At 63.4% G+C, this 19525-nt stretch carries 18 protein-coding genes; 12 read left to right on the forward strand and 6 right to left on the reverse strand.

Annotation, left to right across the window (positions count from 1 at the left end; genetic code table 11):
* Positions 1 to 37: 37 nt before the first annotated feature.
* Together BLR77_RS12005 and BLR77_RS12010 are read right to left on the reverse strand one after the other, a co-directional pair.
* Entirely contained in the window at positions 38 to 1201 is a 1164-nt protein-coding gene (locus BLR77_RS12005) for an isovaleryl-CoA dehydrogenase (RefSeq protein ID WP_074678058.1), read from the reverse strand.
* 35 nt (positions 1202 to 1236) lie between these two features.
* Positions 1237 to 1617: a MerR family transcriptional regulator gene (locus BLR77_RS12010; RefSeq protein ID WP_074678060.1), complete on the reverse strand. Its 381-nt coding sequence runs from the start codon at positions 1615 to 1617 to the stop codon at positions 1237 to 1239.
* A 157-nt stretch (positions 1618 to 1774) separates the two neighbouring features.
* Here BLR77_RS12010 and BLR77_RS12015 point away from each other — a divergent pair, with 157 nt between their 5' ends.
* From BLR77_RS12015 to BLR77_RS12035, 5 genes are all read left to right on the forward strand, one after another.
* Positions 1775 to 2803: an AraC family transcriptional regulator gene (locus BLR77_RS12015; protein ID WP_074678062.1), complete on the forward strand. Its 1029-nt coding sequence runs from the start codon at positions 1775 to 1777 to the stop codon at positions 2801 to 2803.
* 117 nt (positions 2804 to 2920) lie between these two features.
* A complete protein-coding gene (locus tag BLR77_RS12020) occupies positions 2921 to 4540 on the forward strand; it encodes an acyl-CoA synthetase (RefSeq protein ID WP_074678064.1) in 1620 nt (539 codons plus the stop codon).
* A 16-nt stretch (positions 4541 to 4556) separates the two neighbouring features.
* Positions 4557 to 5324, forward strand: a complete 768-nt coding sequence (locus BLR77_RS12025) for a 3-hydroxyacyl-CoA dehydrogenase (protein ID WP_074678066.1) — start codon at positions 4557 to 4559, stop codon at positions 5322 to 5324.
* A gap of 88 nt (positions 5325 to 5412) precedes the next feature.
* The gene (locus BLR77_RS12030) at positions 5413 to 6603 is read left to right on the forward strand and encodes an acetyl-CoA C-acyltransferase (RefSeq protein ID WP_074678068.1); all 1191 of its coding nucleotides are present in this window, start codon (positions 5413 to 5415) and stop codon (positions 6601 to 6603) included.
* Positions 6604 to 6699: 96 nt separating this feature from the next.
* On the forward strand, positions 6700 to 7827 hold the full coding sequence (locus BLR77_RS12035; protein ID WP_074678070.1) for an acyl-CoA dehydrogenase family protein: 1128 nt from the start codon (positions 6700 to 6702) through the stop codon (positions 7825 to 7827).
* Positions 7828 to 7870: 43 nt separating this feature from the next.
* On the opposite strand, the gene ampC is transcribed toward BLR77_RS12035, so the two are convergent.
* Together ampC and BLR77_RS12045 are read right to left on the reverse strand one after the other, a co-directional pair.
* Positions 7871 to 9007, reverse strand: coding sequence for a class C beta-lactamase (gene ampC, locus BLR77_RS12040; RefSeq protein ID WP_074678072.1), 1137 nt, complete (start codon positions 9005 to 9007; stop codon positions 7871 to 7873).
* 12 nt (positions 9008 to 9019) lie between these two features.
* Positions 9020 to 9457: an Lrp/AsnC family transcriptional regulator gene (locus BLR77_RS12045; protein WP_074678074.1), complete on the reverse strand. Its 438-nt coding sequence runs from the start codon at positions 9455 to 9457 to the stop codon at positions 9020 to 9022.
* 134 nt (positions 9458 to 9591) lie between these two features.
* Between BLR77_RS12045 and BLR77_RS12050 the strand changes: the two genes are divergently transcribed.
* A complete protein-coding gene (locus BLR77_RS12050; protein WP_074678076.1) occupies positions 9592 to 10488 on the forward strand; it encodes a DMT family transporter in 897 nt (298 codons plus the stop codon).
* Here BLR77_RS12050 and BLR77_RS12055 read toward each other — a convergent pair.
* On the reverse strand, positions 10478 to 12307 hold the full coding sequence (locus BLR77_RS12055) for a sigma-54-dependent Fis family transcriptional regulator (RefSeq protein WP_074678078.1): 1830 nt from the start codon (positions 12305 to 12307) through the stop codon (positions 10478 to 10480). The genes BLR77_RS12050 and BLR77_RS12055 overlap by 11 nt on opposite strands.
* Positions 12308 to 12566: 259 nt before the next feature.
* Between BLR77_RS12055 and BLR77_RS12060 the strand changes: the two genes are divergently transcribed.
* Genes BLR77_RS12060 through BLR77_RS12085 form a run of 6 tightly spaced genes read left to right on the forward strand, consistent with a single transcriptional unit; the run spans position 12567 to position 18506 of the window.
* Complete coding sequence (locus BLR77_RS12060) at positions 12567 to 13661, forward strand: ABC transporter ATP-binding protein (RefSeq protein WP_074678080.1); 1095 nt, start codon at positions 12567 to 12569, stop codon at positions 13659 to 13661.
* Entirely contained in the window at positions 13661 to 14758 is a 1098-nt protein-coding gene (locus BLR77_RS12065) for an ABC transporter ATP-binding protein (RefSeq protein ID WP_074678082.1), read from the forward strand. The genes BLR77_RS12060 and BLR77_RS12065 overlap by 1 nt, the downstream gene beginning before the upstream one ends.
* A complete protein-coding gene (locus tag BLR77_RS12070) occupies positions 14755 to 15618 on the forward strand; it encodes a carbohydrate ABC transporter permease (RefSeq protein ID WP_074678084.1) in 864 nt (287 codons plus the stop codon). The genes BLR77_RS12065 and BLR77_RS12070 overlap by 4 nt, the downstream gene beginning before the upstream one ends.
* A gap of 8 nt (positions 15619 to 15626) precedes the next feature.
* Positions 15627 to 16427 carry a carbohydrate ABC transporter permease gene (locus tag BLR77_RS12075; protein WP_017676715.1) on the forward strand — a complete coding sequence of 267 codons (801 nt, stop codon included), beginning with the start codon at positions 15627 to 15629 and terminating at the stop codon, positions 16425 to 16427.
* 12 nt (positions 16428 to 16439) lie between these two features.
* Positions 16440 to 16712, forward strand: coding sequence for a DUF2160 domain-containing protein (locus BLR77_RS12080; RefSeq protein ID WP_074678086.1), 273 nt, complete (start codon positions 16440 to 16442; stop codon positions 16710 to 16712).
* 51 nt (positions 16713 to 16763) lie between these two features.
* Complete coding sequence (locus BLR77_RS12085) at positions 16764 to 18506, forward strand: ABC transporter substrate-binding protein (RefSeq protein WP_074678088.1); 1743 nt, start codon at positions 16764 to 16766, stop codon at positions 18504 to 18506.
* A 60-nt stretch (positions 18507 to 18566) separates the two neighbouring features.
* Here the strand turns inward: BLR77_RS12085 and folD are convergent, their stop codons facing one another.
* Positions 18567 to 19421: a bifunctional methylenetetrahydrofolate dehydrogenase/methenyltetrahydrofolate cyclohydrolase FolD gene (gene folD / locus BLR77_RS12090; RefSeq protein WP_074678090.1), complete on the reverse strand. Its 855-nt coding sequence runs from the start codon at positions 19419 to 19421 to the stop codon at positions 18567 to 18569.
* Positions 19422 to 19525: the final 104 nt, after the last annotated feature.

Below are 19525 nucleotides of genomic sequence, written 5' to 3' on the forward strand. Positions count from 1 at the left end.
TGCCGTTGTTTTGGTGCGCATGGCGCACCCTACGGTGTCATTTGGTCTCGTTGAACAGCTCGCGGCCGATCAGCATGCGGCGGATCTCGCTGGTGCCGGCGCCGATCTCATAGAGCTTGGCGTCGCGCAGCAGGCGGCCGGCTGGGTACTCGTTGGTGTAGCCGTTGCCGCCGAGCAGCTGGATGGTATCCAGGGCCATCTTGGTGGCCATCTCGGCGGTGTAGAGGATCACCGCAGCGGCGTCCTTGCGCGACTCCTCGCCGCGATCACAGGCCTTGGCCACGTTGTACAGGTAGGACTTGGAGGCGTTCATGCCGGCATACATGTCGGCCAGCTTGCCCTGCACCAGCTGGAATTCGCCGATGGACTGCTTGAACTGCTGGCGCTGGTGCACGTAGGGCAGCACCACGTCCATGCAGGCGCTCATGATCCCGGTCGGGCCGCCGGAAAGCACGGTGCGTTCGTAGTCCAGGCCGCTCATCAGCACGCGCACGCCACCGCCCTCGACGCCGAGGATATTCTCCTCAGGCACTTCGCAATCCTCGAACACCAGCTCACAGGTGTTCGAGCCGCGCATGCCCAGCTTGTCCAGCTTCTGGTGGCGGGAGAAACCCTTGAAATCGCGCTCGACGATAAAGGCGGTCATGCCCTTGGAGCCGGCGTTGATGTCGGTCTTGGCATAGATCACGTAGGTGTGGGCGTCCGGGCCGTTGGTGATCCACATCTTGTTGCCGTTGAGGATGTAGCGGTCACCGCGTTTTTCCGCGCGCAGCTTCATCGACACCACGTCGGAGCCGGCATTGGGCTCGCTCATGGCCAGGGCACCGATGTGCTCGCCGGAACACAGCTTGGGCAGGTATTTGTGCTTCTGCGCCTCGCTGCCGTTCTTGTGGATCTGGTTGAGACACAGGTTGGAGTGCGCGCCGTAGGACAGGCCCACCGAGGCCGAGGCGCGGCTGATCTCTTCCATGGCCAGCACATGCGCCAGATAGCCCATGTCGGTGCCGCCGTACTCTTCCTTGACCGTCATGCCGAGCAGGCCCATGTCGCCGAACTTGCGCCACATGTCCATGGGGAATTCGTTGTCGCGGTCGATCTGTGCGGCGCGTGGCGCCAGCTCGGCCTGGGCGAACTGGTGCACCGAGTCGCGCAGCATGTCGAGAGTTTCGCCGAGGCCGAAGTTGAGGGTGGGGTAGCTCATGGGGTCACCTGCTGTTGTTCTTGTCGTGGGGGCGATTACGCGGTCGTTTCGGCCAGGGCAGCGAGACAGCGCTCCTCGGCAGTATCCAGTTCCAGCTGCATCTGCTCGATGTCCAGCAGTTGCTGCTGCAGTTGCAAGCGGCGCTCGGCGATCTTGGCTAGGAAAGTATTGAGCTGCTTGTGGTTGCCGCTGCTGGGGTCGTAGAGGTCGATCAGTTCCTTGCATTCGGCCAGGGAGAAGCCGATGCGCTTGCCGCGCAGAATGAGTTTCAGGATCACCAGATCCTTGGGCTGATAGATGCGCTCCTGGCCGCGGCGCTCGGGGGCGAGCATGCCCTGTTCCTCGTAGAAGCGGATGGCGCGCGGGGTGACATCCAGTTCGCGGGCCAGGTCGGAGATGCTGTAGGTGGTCGGCATGGCGATGCTCTTGTTGTTTACCTTTACGTAAACGTTAAGTTGGCTTTTGTAGGCTGTCAACGCCGCCGTCCTCAGGATCGAGTCCACCGGCTGGACAAGCGCTACGGCAAAGCCTCTAGAATGCCGCTCTTGTCGGCAGCCACGAACAAGGGAACTCATGGCAGTTGCGTCCGCTGAAAAAGGCACGATTTCCGTACGCCTGGTGCTCGAAGCGCTGTGCGAGCTGCGCCGGCAAGGCGTCGACGAGGCGGCGTTGCTGGCCGAGGCCGGGATCGACGGCGAGCTGCTGGTGCAGCCTGAAGGGCGGGTGTCGTCCGAGGCCTATGCCCAGCTCTGGTTGGCTATAGCCCGGCAGATGGACGACGAGTTCTTCGGCATGAATCGGCGCCGCATGAAGGTCGGCAGTTTCGCCTACATGGCCCGCGCCGCAGTGAAGGAGCCGACCCTGGGCGCGGCCTTGCAAGGTGCGCTGCGCTTTCTGCATCTGGTCTTCGATGACTTCAGCCCAAGGCTGGAAGTACGCGATGGCCTGGCGGCGATCGTCGTCGACGAGGCGCCGGAGCAGAGTTGCCGCGCCTTCGGCTATTTCACCCTGTGGCTGATCATCCATGGCCTGAGCTGCTGGCTGGCTGGGCGGCGCATCGACGTGCTGGGCATCCAGCTGCGCTGCTCGCAGCCGGAGTACATCGAGGACTACGAGGTGATGTTCACCCGCAACCTGCAGTTTGTGCGTGGGCAGAGCCGCCTGTTGTTCAATGCCGACAGCCTGCAGACGCCTATCCGGCGCAGCCCGCATGAGCTCAAGCGCTTTCTCGCCGGGGCGCCGGGTAATATTCTGGTGCGCTACCGCGACCCGCAGAGCCTGGGCGCACGGATCAAGGCCCATCTGCGCAGCCTGGCGCCATATCAGTGGCCGGATGTGGAGGCGCTGGCCGGGCATTTCCATATGGCGCCTTCGACCCTGCGACGCAAGCTGTCGCTGCAGGGGCAGTCCTATCAGGGGCTCAAGGATCAGGTGCGGCGCGACCTGGCCATTGCCAGCCTGGACAATGACCAGAGCAATTTCAGTGACCTGGCCTGCGAGCTGGGCTTCGCCGATACCAGTGCCTTCTACAAGGCCTTCAAGAAGTGGACGGGGTCGACCCCGGGGCAGTACCGCGCGTTGAGTAACCCAGAGAACCTTTGAGCAACAGTGCTTTTGTCATTTCCGCTCATTCAGATTGAGACCTTTCGACATTGCCGGCGAGCGGGGGCGGGGTAAAGATCGCAGCATCCAATAAGAACAATCCGGGAGATCACCCCGATGCGCGATTACTTCACCGCTGCCCGCGAGTTCGATTTCGAGGCTGCCGTTGCCGATACGCTGGCCGGTCGGCTGGATGCCATCAACGCCTGCGTGGAATGCTGCGACCGCCATGTCGGCGATGGCAAGACGGCGCTGATCTGGGAGGGGCGCAATGGCGAGCGCGCCACCTGGACTTTCGAGCAGTTGCAGGACGCCTCGGCACGCTTCGCCAATCTGCTGGCCAGCCGTGGCATCGGTGCTGGCGATTGCGTATCGGGCATCCTGCCGCGTACCCCGGAGCTGCTGATCACCATTCTTGGCACCTGGCGTGCCGGGGCCATCTACCAACCACTGTTCACCGCCTTCGGCCCCAAGGCCATCGAACATCGGGTGCATACTGCCGGCTCGAAGCTGGTGGTCACTGACGTGCTTAACCGCGTCAAGCTCGATGAAGTGGAGCAGGCACCGCCCGCGCTGGTGGTGGGTGAAGATTTCTGGGCCGAGATGGAACGGCAGGCGGATCGTTTCGAGCCGGTGATGCGCCGGGCCGACGATCCCTTCCTGTTGATGTTCACCTCGGGCACCACCGGCCTGGCCAAGCCGCTGCAGGTGCCGCTCAAGGCCATCGTCGCCTTCGTCGGCTATATGCGCGAGGCAGTGGATCTGCGCGTCGAAGATCGCTTCTGGAACCTGGCCGACCCCGGCTGGGCCTATGGCTTGTATTACGCCGTGACCGGCCCTCTGGCGATGGGGCATGCCACCACTTTCTACGAGGGCGCCTTCAGCGTCGAAAGCACCTGCCGGGTTATTCGCGAATACGGCATCACCAATCTGGCCGGCTCGCCCACGGCCTATCGCCTGTTGCTGGCCGCGCGTGACGAGGTGGAGACGGCAATCAAGGGGAGCCTGCGCGCGGTGAGCAGTGCCGGCGAACCGCTGACGCCGGAAGTGATTCGCTGGTTCGCCGAGGGCCTGGGCTGCACCATCCATGATCATTACGGGCAGACCGAACTGGGCATGGTGCTGTGTAACCACCATGCCTTGCAGCACCCGGTACGCCTGGGCGCGGCGGGTTTTGCCATGCCGGGGCACCGTGTGGTGGTGCTGGACGAGCAGCAGCGTGAGCTGCCGGCGGGGCAGCCTGGCATTCTGGCGCTGGATATGGCGCGCTCACCGCTGTTCTGGTTCCCCGGCTACCGTGGCATGGCGACGAAATCCTTCGTCGGCGACTACTACCTGAGTGGCGATACGGTGGAACTCAACGACGATGGCAGCATCAGTTTCGTCGGTCGTGCCGACGACGTGATCACCACCTCCGGCTATCGGGTTGGCCCCTTCGACGTGGAAAGCGCGCTGATCGAGCATCCGGCAGTGATTGAGGCAGCTGTGATCGGCAAACCAGACCCGGAGCGCACCGAACGGGTCAAAGCCTTCGTCGTACTGCACACCGGCCATGTAGCAGACGATGCCCTGGCCGAGGCGCTGCAGCAGTACGTGCGCAAGCGTCTGTCGGCCCATGCCTATCCGCGTGAGATCGAGTTCGTCAGCGAGCTGCCCAAAACCCCGAGCGGCAAGATCCAGCGCTTTTTGCTGCGCAACCAGGAAATCGCCAAGGCCCAGGCGGCTGCCAGTCACTGATCGAGGAATTTTCATCATGCATATCGAGCACAGCGTATTTCTGATCAGCGGCGGCGCCTCCGGCCTGGGGCTGGCCACGGCCCGTGAGCTGGTCGGGCAGGGCGGCAAGGTTGTGCTGCTGGATATCAACGAGCAGGCCGGTCTGCAGGCCATGGCCGAACTGGGCTATGCCGCGCGCTTCGTGCGCGCCGATATCACCCGTGAAGAGGATGGCCAGGTTGCTGTGGCGCAGGCGTTGGGGGCGTTCGGCGCACTGCATGGGCTGGTCAATTGCGCCGGCGTCGCGCCGGCCGAGAAGGTGCTTGGGCGCAACGGCGCACATGGCCTGGACAGTTTCCGCCGCACCGTCGAGATCAATCTGATCGGCAGCTTCAACCTGTTGCGCCTGGCTGCCGAGGCCATGGCGCAGAACCAGCCGAACGCCGAGGGCGAGCGCGGGGTGATCATCAATACCGCTTCGGTGGCAGCGTTCGACGGGCAGGTGGGGCAGGCCGCCTATGCCGCCTCCAAGGGCGGCATCGCGGCGCTGACGCTGCCAGCGGCGCGTGATCTGGCGCGCTCGGGTATCCGTGTGATGTGCATTGCCCCCGGCGTGTTCGAGACGCCGATGATGGCCGGCATGCCGCAAGAGGTGCGTGACTCGCTGGCGGCCAACGTGCCGTTCCCGCCGCGCCTGGGACGACCCGACGAGTACGCGGCGCTGGTGCGGCATATCGTCGAGAACACCATGCTCAATGGCGAGGTGATCCGCCTCGATGGCGCGCTGCGTATGGCCGCGAAGTAACCCATGACTTGGCCCGGATGCAATCCGGGAATAGACAACGCAGATTTCCCGGATGGCATCCGGGCCATGTGATTCGAAGGTGAAACTCATGAAACAGCAACTCGATCCCGTCGTTATCGTCAGTGCAGTGCGCACGCCCATGGGCGGTTTTCTCGGCGATTTGGCCGGCCTTACGGCGGCCGAACTGGGTGCTGCGGCCATTCGTGCGACGTTGGAGCGCTCCGGCCTCGCCGCCGAGGCGGTGGACACCGTATTGATGGGCTGCGTGCTGCAGGCTGGCCAGGGGCAGGCGCCAGCGCGTCAGGCCGCATTGGGCGCGGGGCTGAGCCAGGCGGCGCAGTGCACCACGTTGAACAAGATGTGTGGTTCCGGCATGCAGGCGCTGATGCTTGGCCATGACCAGTTGCTTGCCGGCAGCAGCGAGGTGCTGGTGGCAGGGGGCATGGAAAGCATGTCCAACGCGCCCTACCTGCTGGCGCGTGCGCGCAGTGGCTACCGCATGGGCCATGGCCAGGTGCTCGACCACATGTTCCTCGATGGCCTGGAGGACGCCTACGAGCGCGGCCGGTTGATGGGTACCTTCGCCGAGGACTGCGCGCAGCACTATGGCTTCACCCGCGAAGAGCAGGACGCCTACGCCCTGGAGTCGCTGCGCCGCGCTCAGCAGGCGATGGATGCTGGCCATTTCGTTGGTGAGATCGTTGCGGTCGAGGCCCCGGCTGGGCGCGAGCGGCGTCTGATCGCCACCGACGAGCAGCCGCCCAAGGCCCGCCCAGACAAGATCCCCGGGCTGAAACCGGCATTTCGCGAGGGCGGTACGGTCACGGCGGCCAATGCCAGTTCCATTTCCGATGGCGCCGCCGCGCTGCTGCTGATGCGCCTGTCCGAGGCTCAGGAGCGCGGTCTGCAACCGCTGGCGCGCATCGTCGGTCATGCCGGCCATGCCCAGGCGCCGAATCTGTTCACCACGGCTCCAGTGTCGGCGATCCAGCGCTTGCTGGCGCGTATCGAGTGGCCGCTGGAGACGGTCGATCTGTTCGAGATCAACGAGGCGTTCGCCGTGGTGCCCATGGTGGCCATGCGTGAATTGGGCATCGATCACGGCAAGCTCAACGTGAACGGTGGCGCTTGTGCCCTGGGACATCCCATCGGCGCCTCCGGTGCCCGCATCCTGGTAACTCTGTTGGCTGCCTTGCAGCAGCGGGGTTTCAAGCGTGGCGTGGCGTCCGTGTGCATTGGCGGCGGTGAAGCCACCGCTGTGGCCATCGAGTTGTACTGACTACCCACGTACTTGACCTGTGGGAGGGGCTTCAGCCGCGACTGTCGCCGCTGAAGCGCCTCCCGCAGTAATTAACCCGTTTTACCGGAGCCAGCCATGCTGCCCAACGAAGAAGAAATTCTGATCCGTGACATGGCCCGCCAGTTCGCCCAGGAGCGGCTGAAACCCTTCGCCGCCGACTGGGATCGCGAGCATCGTTTCCCTGCTGAGGCCATCGCCGAGATGGGCCAGCTGGGCTTCATGGGCATGCTGGTGCCGCAGCAGTGGGGCGGCGCCGAGACCGGTCACCTGGCCTACGCCATGGCCCTGGAGGAGGTGGCGGCTGGCGATGGCGCCTGCTCCACCATCATGAGCGTGCACAACTCGGTGGGCTGCATGCCGATCCTCAAATACGGCAGCGAGGAGCAGAAGCAGCGCTTTCTCCGTCCGCTGGCCGAAGGCAGCATGCTCGGTGCTTTTGCCCTGACCGAGCCGCAGGCCGGCTCCGACGCCAGCGACCTGCGTAGCCGTGCCCGGCGCGATGGCGATCATTACGTGCTCAGTGGCGCCAAGCAGTTCATCACCTCCGGCAGCCATGCGGGCATGGTGATCGTGTTCGCCGTCACCGATCCGCAAGCGGGCAAGAAGGGCATCAGCGCCTTTATCGTGCCGACCGATACGCCGGGGTTCTCGGTGGTGCGGGTCGAAGACAAGCTCGGCCAGCATGCCTCCGATACCTGCCAGATCCAGCTCGACGAGGTGCGCATCCCGGCCAGCCTGCGCCTGGGCGAGGAGGGCGAGGGCTATCGCATCGCCCTGGCCAACCTGGAGGGCGGACGCATCGGTATCGCAGCGCAATCGGTAGGCATGGCCCGCGCCGCGTTCGAGGCGGCGCGTGATTACGCCCATGAGCGGGTGACCTTCGGCAAACCGATCATCGAGCATCAGGCGGTGGCATTCCGGCTGGCCGATATGGCCACGCAGATCGCCGTGGCGCGGCAGATGGTGCACCACGCTGCCAGCCTGCGCGAAGCGGGGCAGCCGTGCCTGACCGAGGCCTCGATGGCCAAGCTGTTCGCTTCGGAAATGGCCGAGCGCGTGTGCTCGGCGGCGATCCAGACCCTCGGTGGTTACGGCTATCTCAAGGACTTTCCGGTCGAGCGCATCTACCGCGATGTGCGCGTGTGTCAGATCTACGAAGGCACCAGCGACGTGCAGCGGATGGTGATTGCGCGCAGTCTGTAAGCGCAAGGTGCGCCCGTTGCGCACCGATGCCTTGCAAACCCGACTAGGGTTCGATGCTCTCGAGTAACTGCAGCGCCAGGCGCACGCGCTCGGCATTGGGAAAGTTACGGTTGGCGAGTATCACCAGGCCGGTATCGCGCGCCGGTAGCAGCAGAATGTAGGCGCCGAAACCGTTGGTCGAGCCAGTCTTGTTCAGCAGCAGGTCACCCTCGGCTGGCTGGGGCACGCTGAAGCGCTCCACCGGCTGGGGTTGCAGCGCCATTTCTGCAGAGTTGCCAGCCTGCAGCTTCGCCAGGCTGATGGGGTAGGCATAGCGCTCCCAGCCCAGGGCCTGGGTCATGTCACCAACCTGGTAGTAACCGCGATGGGTGGAACTGACGGCCTGACGCAGCGGCGCAGGCAGCCTGTCCGGGTGCAGGTTGGCGTCGATGAAGCGCAGCATGTCGGCGGCAGTGGATTTCAAGCCGTAGGCTTCTGCGTCCAGCGCGCCGGGACTCACGCGCACGGCCTTGTCGTCGCGGTAGCCCCAGGCATAACGCGTCATCTGCTCGGTCGGTATCTGCAAGTAGCTATCCTGCATGCCCAGTTGTGGCAGCACGTCCTTCTCCATCAACTGCTGAAACGGCTTGGCCAGACTGGCGGCGGCCAGGTGACCGAACAGGCCGATACTGGGATTGGAATACAGTCGTTGCGTGCCGGGCGGGTAGACCGCCTGCCAGTTACGGTAGTAATCGAGCATCTGTTGTTCGTTGTTGACCGCATCTGGAAACTGCAGCGGCAGGCCACCTGGGGTGTAGGTGGCCAGATCCAGCAGGCTGATGTGGTCGAAGGCACTACCCTGTAACGCCGGCAGGTACTGGCTGGCGTTGTCGCTGAGGTTCAGCGTACCGCGCGCTTCGGCGTAGGCACCGAGGGTGGCGGTGAACAGTTTGCTGATCGAGCCCAGTTCGAACAGGGTGTGGCGATCCACGGCTTGGCCGCTTTCACGGGAAGCCACGCCGTATTCGAAGAAATGCTGCTGGCCCTTGTGGCTGATGGCGATGGCCATGCCGGGGATGGCATAGGTCTGCATCATCGGTTTCACGGCAGCATCGACGGCCTGGTTCAGCTCGGCTGAGGCCGATTGGCTGCCCAGGCACAGGCCGAGCGCGACAAGCAGGGGGCGAAGGGATGGGCGCATGAGCGTTCCTTGTCAGTTCATTGGGGGCAGTCGGCGGGGAACCGAGGTCTTCTTGACGATGGCGGTGTTGGTTTCGGCATAGCCGTTGATGCGGTCGAGCACGTCGTCCAGTTGCTCCATGGAGCGCACGTGCAGGCGAGCGATGAAGCAGTCCTCGCCGGTGACCTTGTCGCATTCGGTGAACTCGGGCGTGGCCTGAAGCAGTCGCTCCACCTCATGCAGCTTGCCGGGCAGGGGTCTTACGCGAACGATGGCCTGCAACTGATAGCCGAAATGGCGCGGATCGATTTCCACCGTATAGCCCTTGAGCACGCCACGTTCCTCCAGGCGGCGCAGCCGTTCGGCCACGCTGGGAGAGGACAGGCCACTGATCTGCGCCAAGGCTTTTAGTGAACGTCGCGAATCTGCCATCAGCGCCGCTATCAGGGTCTGGTCGATGTCATCGGTCATTGCAGGCCTCGTTAGGTAAAAGCCGGAATCTGCCGTTGTAAAAAAGGCGAGGGCTGGATTCTGCCTCAGATTCTCCATGGAGAGGGAAGTTGCACCTTCGGATAATTATTGCCTCTCTCGATGAGGCTCCGATCATGGATAACAACCTCAAACGCGGCTCGCTGGAAATGGTCGCCGCCATGCTGATTTCCGGCACCATCGGCTGGTTCGTGCTGATGTCCGGCCAGGCGGTGGTGGATGTGGTGTTCTGGCGCTGCCTGATCGGCGGCGGCATGTTGTTGCTGGTCTGCGCTGCGTTGGGCCTGCTGCGTACCGAGCTGCTGGGGCGGCGAATATTGCTACTGGCCGTGCTCAGCGGCGTGGCCATCGTCGGCAACTGGTTGCTGTTGTTCGCCTCCTATGCGCAGGCCTCCATCGCCGTCAGTACCGTGGTCTACAACATCCAGCCGTTCATGCTGGTGGGGCTGGCGGCGCTGTTTCTCGGTGAGCGCATCACCTGGCTCAAGCTCGGTTGGCTGGCGCTGGCCTTTGTCGGCATGCTGGCCATCGTCAGTGCCCATGGGTATGGTGCGGTAGCCGCTGGCAACTACCTGCTGGGCATCGCGCTGGCGCTGGGTGCGGCGCTGCTCTATGCGGTGGCGGCATTGATCGTCAAACGCCTCACCGGCACGCCGCCACACCTGATCGCACTCATCCAACTGCTGACTGGCGTGCTGATGCTGGCCCCATGGCAGGGGCAGCACCTGCCGCAGGGGGAAGTGGCCTGGGCCAGCCTGGTGACGCTGGGTGTGGTGCATACCGGGCTGATGTACATGCTGCTCTACGGCGCTATCCAGAAGCTGCCGACGGCGCTGACCGGCGCGCTGTCTTTCATTTATCCGGTTGCGGCGATCCTCGTCGACTGGCTGGCCTTCGATCACTGGTTGAGCGCGCTGCAGTGGCTCGGCGTGGCGGCCATCCTGCTGGCGGCTGCGGGCATGCAGCAGGGCTGGCGGTTGGGCATAAGGAGCCGGCGTGCCGTCAGGGTCTGACCCCCTGTTCGCGCAGGCGCTTGTACAGCGTGTTGCGGCTCAGGCCGAGGTGGCGGGCGAGGTAGGAAATATTGCCGCCGCAGGCCTGGTACTGGCTGGCCAGGTCGTCGGGCTCGGGTCGCGCTTGCAGGGTCGTGTCCGTCGGCAGGTCGAGAAAGAAATCGTCCGGCAGATGTTCGGCGCGGATGGCCTGGTCGTCGGCCATGGCCAGAGCCACGCGCAGCACGCTGCTGAGCTGGCGCAGGTTGCCCGGCCAGGGATGGTGCTGGAACAGCTCCAGTACCTCGCGGCTGATGCCCGCGCGCTGGTGGGGTTCGCGGTGCTGCTCCCACAGTCTCTGAAACAGCGCCTGCTTGTCGCTGCGTTCGCGTAGCGGTGGCAACTCCAGGTTCAGCCCGCTAATGCGGTAGTAGAGGTCGGCGCGGAACTGCCCACTGTCGACATCCTGGCGCAGCGGGCGGTTGGTGGCGGAGACCAGGCGCACATCCACCGGATGCAGTTCGCTGCTGCCCAGCGGCTGTACGCAGCGCTCCTGTAACACACGCAGCAGCCGGGCCTGCACGCGCAGCGGCATGTCGCCGATCTCGTCGAGAAACAGCGTGCCCTTGTGCGCCTTGCGGATCAGGCCGACATGGCCTTTCTGGCTGGCGCCGGTGAAGGCGCCTTTCTCGTAGCCGAACAGTTCCGACTCCACCAGCTCCGCCGGAATGGCCGCGCAGTTGACCGCGATGAAGGGCTGGTTGGCCCGTGAGCTGGCTTGATGCAGCGCCTTGACGAAAACCTCCTTGCCGGCGCCGGTTTCGCCCTGAATCAGGATCGGAATGTCCTTCTCCAACAGGCGTTCGGCCTGGCGCACGGCCTTGTCCATGCGCGCATCGCCAGCGCTCAGGGTATGCAGCTGTGGCTCTTGCGGCGTGCTCGGGGTGGCTTGCGGGCGGAAGTCGCGAGGCTGGATCGGAGCGGGTCGGGCAGGGCGGCGCACACGTGCATGGAAGCGAAAATGACCGCTGGTGCGCAGGCTGAAGGGCTGACCGTCTGGTTGGTTGAGCAACTGCTGCAGCGGTACGTCGAATAACTGCTCGATGGCGCCGTAGGTCAGGGCATGGCCAAGCAGGTTATCGGCGCGGCGGTTGGCGGAGACCACGTGGCCCTGCTCGTCGAACACCACCAGGCCGGCCCAGGGGCTGTCAAGGTTGTCCAGGCTGGTGTTGAAGCTGAGCAGGTGGTACTGGTCGGCGAACAGTTTGAGGAGCAGTCGGTTCTCCACTGACTGGCTCATCATCTTGACCATGCCGAGGGTGTGCGCCGGCGGCAGGTAGCTGTCGCTGGACACGTCGAGCACGGCGATCATGCGCCGTTGCTCATCGAAGATCGGCGAGGCCGAGCCGGTCATGAAACGGTTGGCCTTGAGGAAGTGTTCATCGTGCTGGATATGCACCGCCTGGCCGCAACTGAGCGCGGTGCCGATGGCGTTGGTGCCGGTGTAACGCTCCAGCCAGCTAGCGCCGGCGACGAAACCGGCGGCCTGACGCGGTTCGATGAAGCGCTGGTCGCCCCAGGACTGCAGCAGCCGACCCTGGTCGTCGGCAAGCATGATCAGGCAGTTGGAATTGGCGAGGATGGTGCCGTAGTAGGGCAGCACTTCCTGGTGGGTGGTCTGCACCAGGGCCTGGCGGCTTTCCAGCAGGGCCGAAAGCTCGCCGACGGCTGGTGGGTCGAAGCGCGGCGAGCTCTGATGGGTCAGGCCATAGTCACGACAGCGCGACCAGGACTCCTGGATGAGGGTGTCGTGCGCCGGGGCGCGGGCAGCTTCTGTCATACATGATCTCTTCTTGTTGGTTCGCGATCTGCGCCGCGATCGGTCCAGTTTCGTTCATGACTGTTCAATGTCAACGAACGAATTGTTCAGTTGTTCACATTCGACTGTTCAAAAGTGTTCAGTAGACAACTGGCGCGCCGATGAGTCTTGGCGGATTTATTAATAAATATCAAAGAGATACGTCTAATTTTTGGGCGCTGGCACGCTTGTCGCTATCGATGTTCGCAACCGAATGGCACGACAAGAAAAAGGACAGGCCATGTCGCTCAAGCTCGAACACGTCACCCGTATCGTCGACGGCCAGGTGCATATCGACGATGCCTGCCTGAGTTTCGAACCGGGCTCCTTCAACGTCCTGCTCGGCCGCACCCTGGCTGGCAAGACCAGTCTGATGCGGCTGATGGCCGGTCTGGATCGGCCCAGTAGCGGGCGTGTGCTGATGAACGGCGCCGATGTCACTGGCGTACCGGTGCGCCAGCGCAACGTGTCGATGGTCTATCAGCAGTTCATCAACTACCCGACCCTGACGGTGTTCGAAAACATCGCCTCGCCGCTGCGCCAGGCCGGTGTGGCCAAGGAGCAGATCGTCGAGAAGGTCGAGGCCACTGCGCGCATGTTGCGTATCGACAAGCTGCTGTCGCGCTATCCGCTGGAGCTGTCGGGTGGCCAGCAGCAGCGCACGGCCATGGCCCGGGCGCTGGTCAAGGATGCCTCGCTGATCCTCTTCGACGAACCGCTGGTCAACCTCGACTACAAGCTGCGCGAAGAGCTGCGCCAGGAAATGCGCGAGTTGTTCCAGGCGCGCCACACCATCGCCATCTACGCTACCACCGAGCCCAACGAGGCGCTGGCCCTGGGCGGCACCACCACCATCCTCCACGAAGGTCGGGTGGTGCAGAGCGGTAAGACCGCCGAGGTCTATCACCGTCCGCAGCAGGTACTGGCCGCCGAGCTGTTCTCGGAGCCTGCGATCAACCTGATGCCCGGCCGCATCAGCGGCTCTGAAGTGAGCTTTGCCGATTGCGTGCACTTTCCGCTCAACCCTGACCTGCGCGGCATCGCCGAGGGCGAGTACCGCTTTGGCGTGCGCCCCAGCCATATCGGCCTGGTGCCGTCCAACGACGATGATCTGGAGCTGGCGGTGACCGTGGAGCTGGCCGAGATCAGCGGCTCGGAAACCTTCCTGCATGTACGCAACGAGCAGTTCGTGCTGGTGCTGCACCTGCCGGGCGTGCACGAGTACACGGTGGATACGCCGATCCTGATCTACATACCCACCCACAAGCTGTTCGTCTTCGCTGCCGATGGGCAATTGGTGCAGGCGCCCAGCCGCCGTCAGGGGAGGGCCGCCTGATGGCCGAGATTCGCTTGCACAACCTCGCGCATAGCTACAGCGGCGTACCCAAGGCGCCTGACGACTATGCGATTCGCGAAATGAACCATGTCTGGCAGCAGGGTGGTGCCTACGCACTGCTGGGGCCGTCGGGCTGCGGCAAGTCGACGTTGCTCAACATCATCTCCGGCCTGCTCAGCCCTTCGCAGGGCGAGGTGCAGTTCGACGGCAAGGCGGTCAACACCTTGTCGCCGCAAGAGCGCAACATCGCTCAGGTTTTCCAGTTTCCGGTGGTCTACGACACCATGACGGTGTTCGACAACCTGGCCTTTCCGCTGCGCAACCAGGGCATGGACGAGGCGCGGGTGATGAGCAAGGTGCATGAGATTGCCGAGGTGCTGGAGCTGCACCCGCTGCTGCACAAGAAGGCGCGCAACCTCACCGCCGACGAGAAGCAGAAGGTCTCGATGGGCCGTGGCCTGGTGCGTGATGACGTGTCGGCGATCCTCTTCGACGAGCCGCTGACGGTGATCGACCCGCATCTGAAATGGAAGCTGCGGCGCAAGCTCAAGCAGATTCACGAGCAGTTCAACATCACCATGGTCTACGTCACCCACGATCAGTTGGAGGCTTCCACCTTCGCCGACAAGATCGCGGTGATGTATGGCGGGCAGATCGTCCAGTTCGGCACCCCGCGCGAGCTGTTCGAGCGCCCCGGACACACCTTCGTCGGCTATTTCATCGGCAGCCCGGGGATGAACCTGATCGACGTGCAGCGTTGCGAGGGCGGCGTGCGCTTCGCGGGGACCGTGCTGCCGCTCTCCGACGCGCTCAATCGGCGCCTGGCCGAGCTGGACGGCAGGCGTCTGCAGGTGGGCATCCGCCCCGAATTCGTGCATGTCTGGGATGGTGCTTACGAAGATGCGCTGTGTGGCCGGGTGCTGCACGTCGAGGATCTCGGCACCTACAAGATTCTCACCTTCGATCTCGACGGCCAGGTGCTCAAGGTGCGCCTGCAGGAGGATCAGCCGGTGCCGCGTGAGCAGGTCTACCTGAGCTTCCCGGCGCAGTGGCTGATGCTTTATGCCGACGATTACCTGGTGGAGGTGGCGCCATGAAGGTGCAGAACAACAAGGCCTGGTGGCTGGTGCTGCCGGTGTTCCTGCTGGTGGCGTTCAGCGCCATCGTGCCGATGATGACGGTGGTCAATTACTCGGTGCAGGACATCTTCGATCCGTCCACGCGCTACTTCGTCGGCGTCGACTGGTATCGCCAGGTTTTGCAGGACCCGCGCCTGCACGACTCGCTGTTGCGCCAGTTCATCTTTTCCGCCTGCGTGCTGCTGATCCAGATCCCGCTGGGCATCGCCATTGCCCTGTGCATGCCGACACGCGGGCGCTGGGCATCGTTGTGCCTGATCCTGATGGCCATTCCGCTGCTGATTCCATGGAACGTGGTTGGCACCATCTGGCAGATCTTCGGCCGCGCCGACATCGGCCTGATGGGCTGGACGCTGAACAAGCTGGGCATCAGCTACAACTATGCCGCCAACACCATGGACGCCTGGGTGACGGTGCTGATCATGGATGTGTGGCACTGGACCTCGCTGGTGGCACTGCTGTGCTACTCGGGGCTGCGCGCCATTCCCGATGTCTATTACCAGGCCGCGCGCATCGACCGTGCATCGAATTGGGCGGTGTTCCGCCATATCCAGTTGCCCAAGCTGAAAAGCGTGCTGCTGATCGCGGTGATGCTGCGCTTCATGGACAGCTTCATGATCTACACCGAGCCCTTCGTACTCACCGGCGGCGGGCCGGGCAACGCCACCACCTTCCTCAGCCAGACCCTCACGCAAATGGCCATCGGCCAGTTCGACCTGGGCCCGGCGGCGGCGTTCTCGCTGGTGTACTTCCTGATCATCCTGTTGGTGTCCTGGCTGTTCTACACCGCCATGACCCACGACGACAAAACCCGCTGAGGCCGACCATGACGCTACGCAAACGCCTGGTACTGCTGATCTATTTCCTGTTTCTGCTGGTGCCGATCTACTGGTTGCTGAACATGTCGTTCAAGAGCAATACCGAGATCCTCGGTGGCCTCAGCCTGTGGCCGCAGAGTTTCACCCTGGACAACTACCGGGTGATTTTCACCGACCGCAGCTGGTACGAGGGTTACCTCAACTCGCTGTATTACGTCAGCCTCAACACGCTGATCTCGCTCAGCGTGGCGCTGCCGGCAGCCTATGCCTTCTCGCGCTACCGCTTTCTCGGCGACAAGCATCTGTTCTTCTGGCTGTTGACCAACCGCATGGCACCACCGGCGGTGTTCCTGCTGCCGTTCTTCCAGTTGTACTCGTCCATCGGCCTGTTCGACACCCACATCGCCGTGGCGCTGGCGCACTGTCTGTTCAACGTGCCGCTGGCGGTGTGGATTCTCGAAGGCTTCATGTCCAGCGTGCCCAAGGAAATCGACGAGACGGCCTACATCGATGGCTACAGCTTCCCCAAGTTCTTCGTGAAGATCTTCATCCCGCTTATCCGCTCCGGCATCGGCGTCACCGCCTTCTTCTGCTTCATGTTCTCCTGGGTCGAACTGCTGCTGGCGCGCACCCTGACCTCGGTGGACGCCAAGCCCATCGCGGCGGTGATGACCCGCACCGTATCCGCCTCGGGGATCGACTGGGGCGTGCTGGCTGCCGCCGGGGTGCTGACCATCCTGCCGGGGATGCTGGTGATCTGGTTCGTTCGTAACCATGTGGCCAAGGGCTTCGCCCTCGGTCGTGTGTAAGGGAGGTTCGTCATGAGCTGGATGGCCTGGACTCTACCGACTGCGCTGTTCTTCGTCGGTATCGCGGTGTTGCTGGCCGGCATGACGCTGGTCGAAATGCGCTGGCCGTGCGTCGAGCGCAAGGGTTTTTTGCCGATCACCACCACCCGTGGTGACCGGTTGTTCATCGGTCTGCTCGGCAGCGCCTATCTGCACCTGCTGGTGATAGGCGTGACCGACTGGAGCGTGTGGATAGCCTCGCTGCTATCGCTGTTGTGGTTATGCGCAGTCATGCGCTGGGGCTGAGCCGGGCTGCCGCCGGTATGCCTCTCCCCATATCCTGAGATGGAGGTCTCTATGTTCGACAATAACAACAAGACCCGACATAGCATGGCGTTGGCCGCCTTGCTGGCATTGTCCGGTTTGAGCGGTGCGGCCTGGGCGGATGCCTATGAAGAGGCCGCGAAGAAATGGATCGCCGAGGAGTTCAATCCGTCGACCCTGACGCCCGAGCAACAGCTCGAAGAGCTGAAATGGTTCATCAAGGCCGCCGAGCCGTTTCGCGGCATGAGCATCAACGTCGCCTCGGAAACCCTGACCACCCATGAGTACGAGTCCAAGGTCCTGGCCAAGGCCTTCAGTGAAATCACCGGCATCAAGCTGAAGCATGACCTGATGCAGGAAGGCGATGTGGTCGAGAAACTGCAGACGCAGATGCAGTCCGGCAAGAACATCTACGATGGTTGGGTCAACGACTCGGACCTGATCGGTACCCACTTCCGCTATGGCAAGGCGGTCTCGATCACCGACATGATGGCTAACGAAGGCAAGGATTTCACTTCGCCGACCCTCGATCTTGACGATTTCATCGGTCTGTCCTTCACCACCGGGCCGGACGGCAAAATTTATCAGTTACCTGATCAGCAGTTCGCCAACCTCTACTGGTTCCGCGCCGACTGGTTCGAGCGTCCGGAGCTGAAGGCCAAGTTCAAGGAAATCTACGGCTACGAGCTGGGCGTGCCGGTCAATTGGTCGGCCTACGAGGACATTGCTGAATTCTTCTCGGTACACGTCAAAGAGATCGACGGTAAACGCGTCTATGGCCACATGGACTACGGCAAGAAAGATCCGTCGCTGGGCTGGCGTTTCACCGACGCCTGGTTCTCCATGGCCGGCGGTGGTGACAAGGGGCTGCCCAACGGCCTGCCGGTGGACGAGTGGGGCATTCGCGTCGACGGCTGCCGGCCGGTAGGTTCCAGTGTCGCCCGCGGTGGTGATACCAATGGTCCGGCGGCGGTGTTCGCCACTCAGAAATACGTCGATTGGATGCGCCAGTACGCGCCACCGGAAGCGCAGGGCATGACTTTCTCCGAATCCGGCCCAGTGCCGGCGCAGGGGGCGATCGCCCAGCAGATCTTCTGGTACACCGCCTTTACTGCCGACATGACCAAGCCCGGTCTGCCGGTGGTCAACGAAGACGGCACGCCGAAATGGCGCATGGCGCCATCGCCCAAGGGGCCGTACTGGGAGGAGGGCATGAAGCTCGGCTATCAGGACGCCGGCTCTTGGACCTTCCTCAACTCCACCCCGGAGAAGCAGCGTCTGGCTGCCTGGCTCTACGCCCAGTTCGTCACCTCCAAGACCGTCTCGCTGAAGAAGACCCTGGTCGGCCTGACGCCGATTCGTGAGTCGGACATCAACTCGCAGGCGATGACCGACGTGGCGCCCAAGCTCGGTGGCCTGGTGGAGTTCTACCGCAGCCCGGCGCGCGTGCAGTGGACGCCGACCGGTACCAACGTGCCTGACTATCCGCGTCTGGCTCAGCTCTGGTGGCAGTTCATCGCCGAGGCCGCCAGCGGCGACAAGACCCCGCAACAGGCTCTGGATGGTCTGGCCGCGGCGCAGGACACCATGCTCGGCCGCCTCGAGCGCTCCGGCGTACTGGGTGAGTGCGGGCCTAAGCTGAACGAGCCGCGTGATCCGCAGTACTGGTTCGATCAGCCAGGCGCACCCAAGCCCAAGCTGGCCAACGAGAAGCCACAGGGCGAGACGATCGCCTACGATGAGCTGCTGAAATCCTGGGAGCAGGCGCGCAACTGATCTGCACGCCAGAAACGACAACGGCACCCTCGGGTGCCGTTGTTCGTTGTGCAGCGCAGCTTATTTATGCAGGTGTTCGGCAGCGTGCAGGGTGTTTTCCAAAAGTCCGGCGCGGGTCATCGGGCCAACACCGCCTGGAACCGGGGTGATCCAGCCGGCGCGGGGCAGGGCGGCATCAAAGGTCACGTCGCCGACCAGCTTGCCGTCTTCCTGGCGGTTGATGCCGACATCGATGACGATGGCGCCTGGTTTGATCCACTCACCCTTGACCAGCCCCGGCTTGCCGGCAGCGACCACGACGATGTCGGCCTGACCGACATGGCCAGCCAGATCTTTGGTGAAGCGGTGGGTGACGGTCACGGTGCAACCGGCCAGCAGCAACTCCATGGCCATTGGCCGGCCGACGATATTGGAGGCGCCCACGACTACGGCATGCATGCCGTACAGATCGGCGCCGGTGCTTTCCAGCAGGGTCATGATGCCCTTTGGTGTGCACGGGCGCAGCAGCGGCATGCGCTGCGCCAGACGGCCGATGTTGTAGGGGTGGAAGCCGTCCACGTCTTTATCCGGACGAATGCGCTCGAGCAGCAGGGAAGAATCCAGATTCTCCGGCAGCGGCAGCTGTACCAGAATGCCGTCGATGGCCGGGTCTTCGTTGAGTTCGTCGATCAGGGCGAGCAGATCGGCCTGACTGGTCTCTGCCGGCAGATCATAGGCGCGGGAAACAAAGCCGACTTCTTCGCAATCCTTGCGTTTATGTGACACATAGACCTGGGAGGCGGGATCGGTGCCGACCAGGATCACGGCCAGGCCTGGCGCACGAAGGCCTTGCTGGCGGCGTTCGGCGACACGTTGGGCAATCTGCTGGCGGAGGCTGGCGGCGATCGCCTTGCCGTCGATCAGTTGTGCGGTCATTGCGCTGGTTAACCATTAATGAGGATGAAAAAAGGACGCGCATTCTCGCATGGGCGCTCACTTGGGCAAAGGCGCCTGCCGTCGTTTTCGCGTAACTCCTTTAA

Origin of the sequence: Ectopseudomonas alcaliphila (assembly GCF_900101755.1) — a bacterium.
Classification (GTDB): Bacteria; Pseudomonadota; Gammaproteobacteria; order Pseudomonadales; family Pseudomonadaceae; genus Aquipseudomonas; species Aquipseudomonas alcaliphila.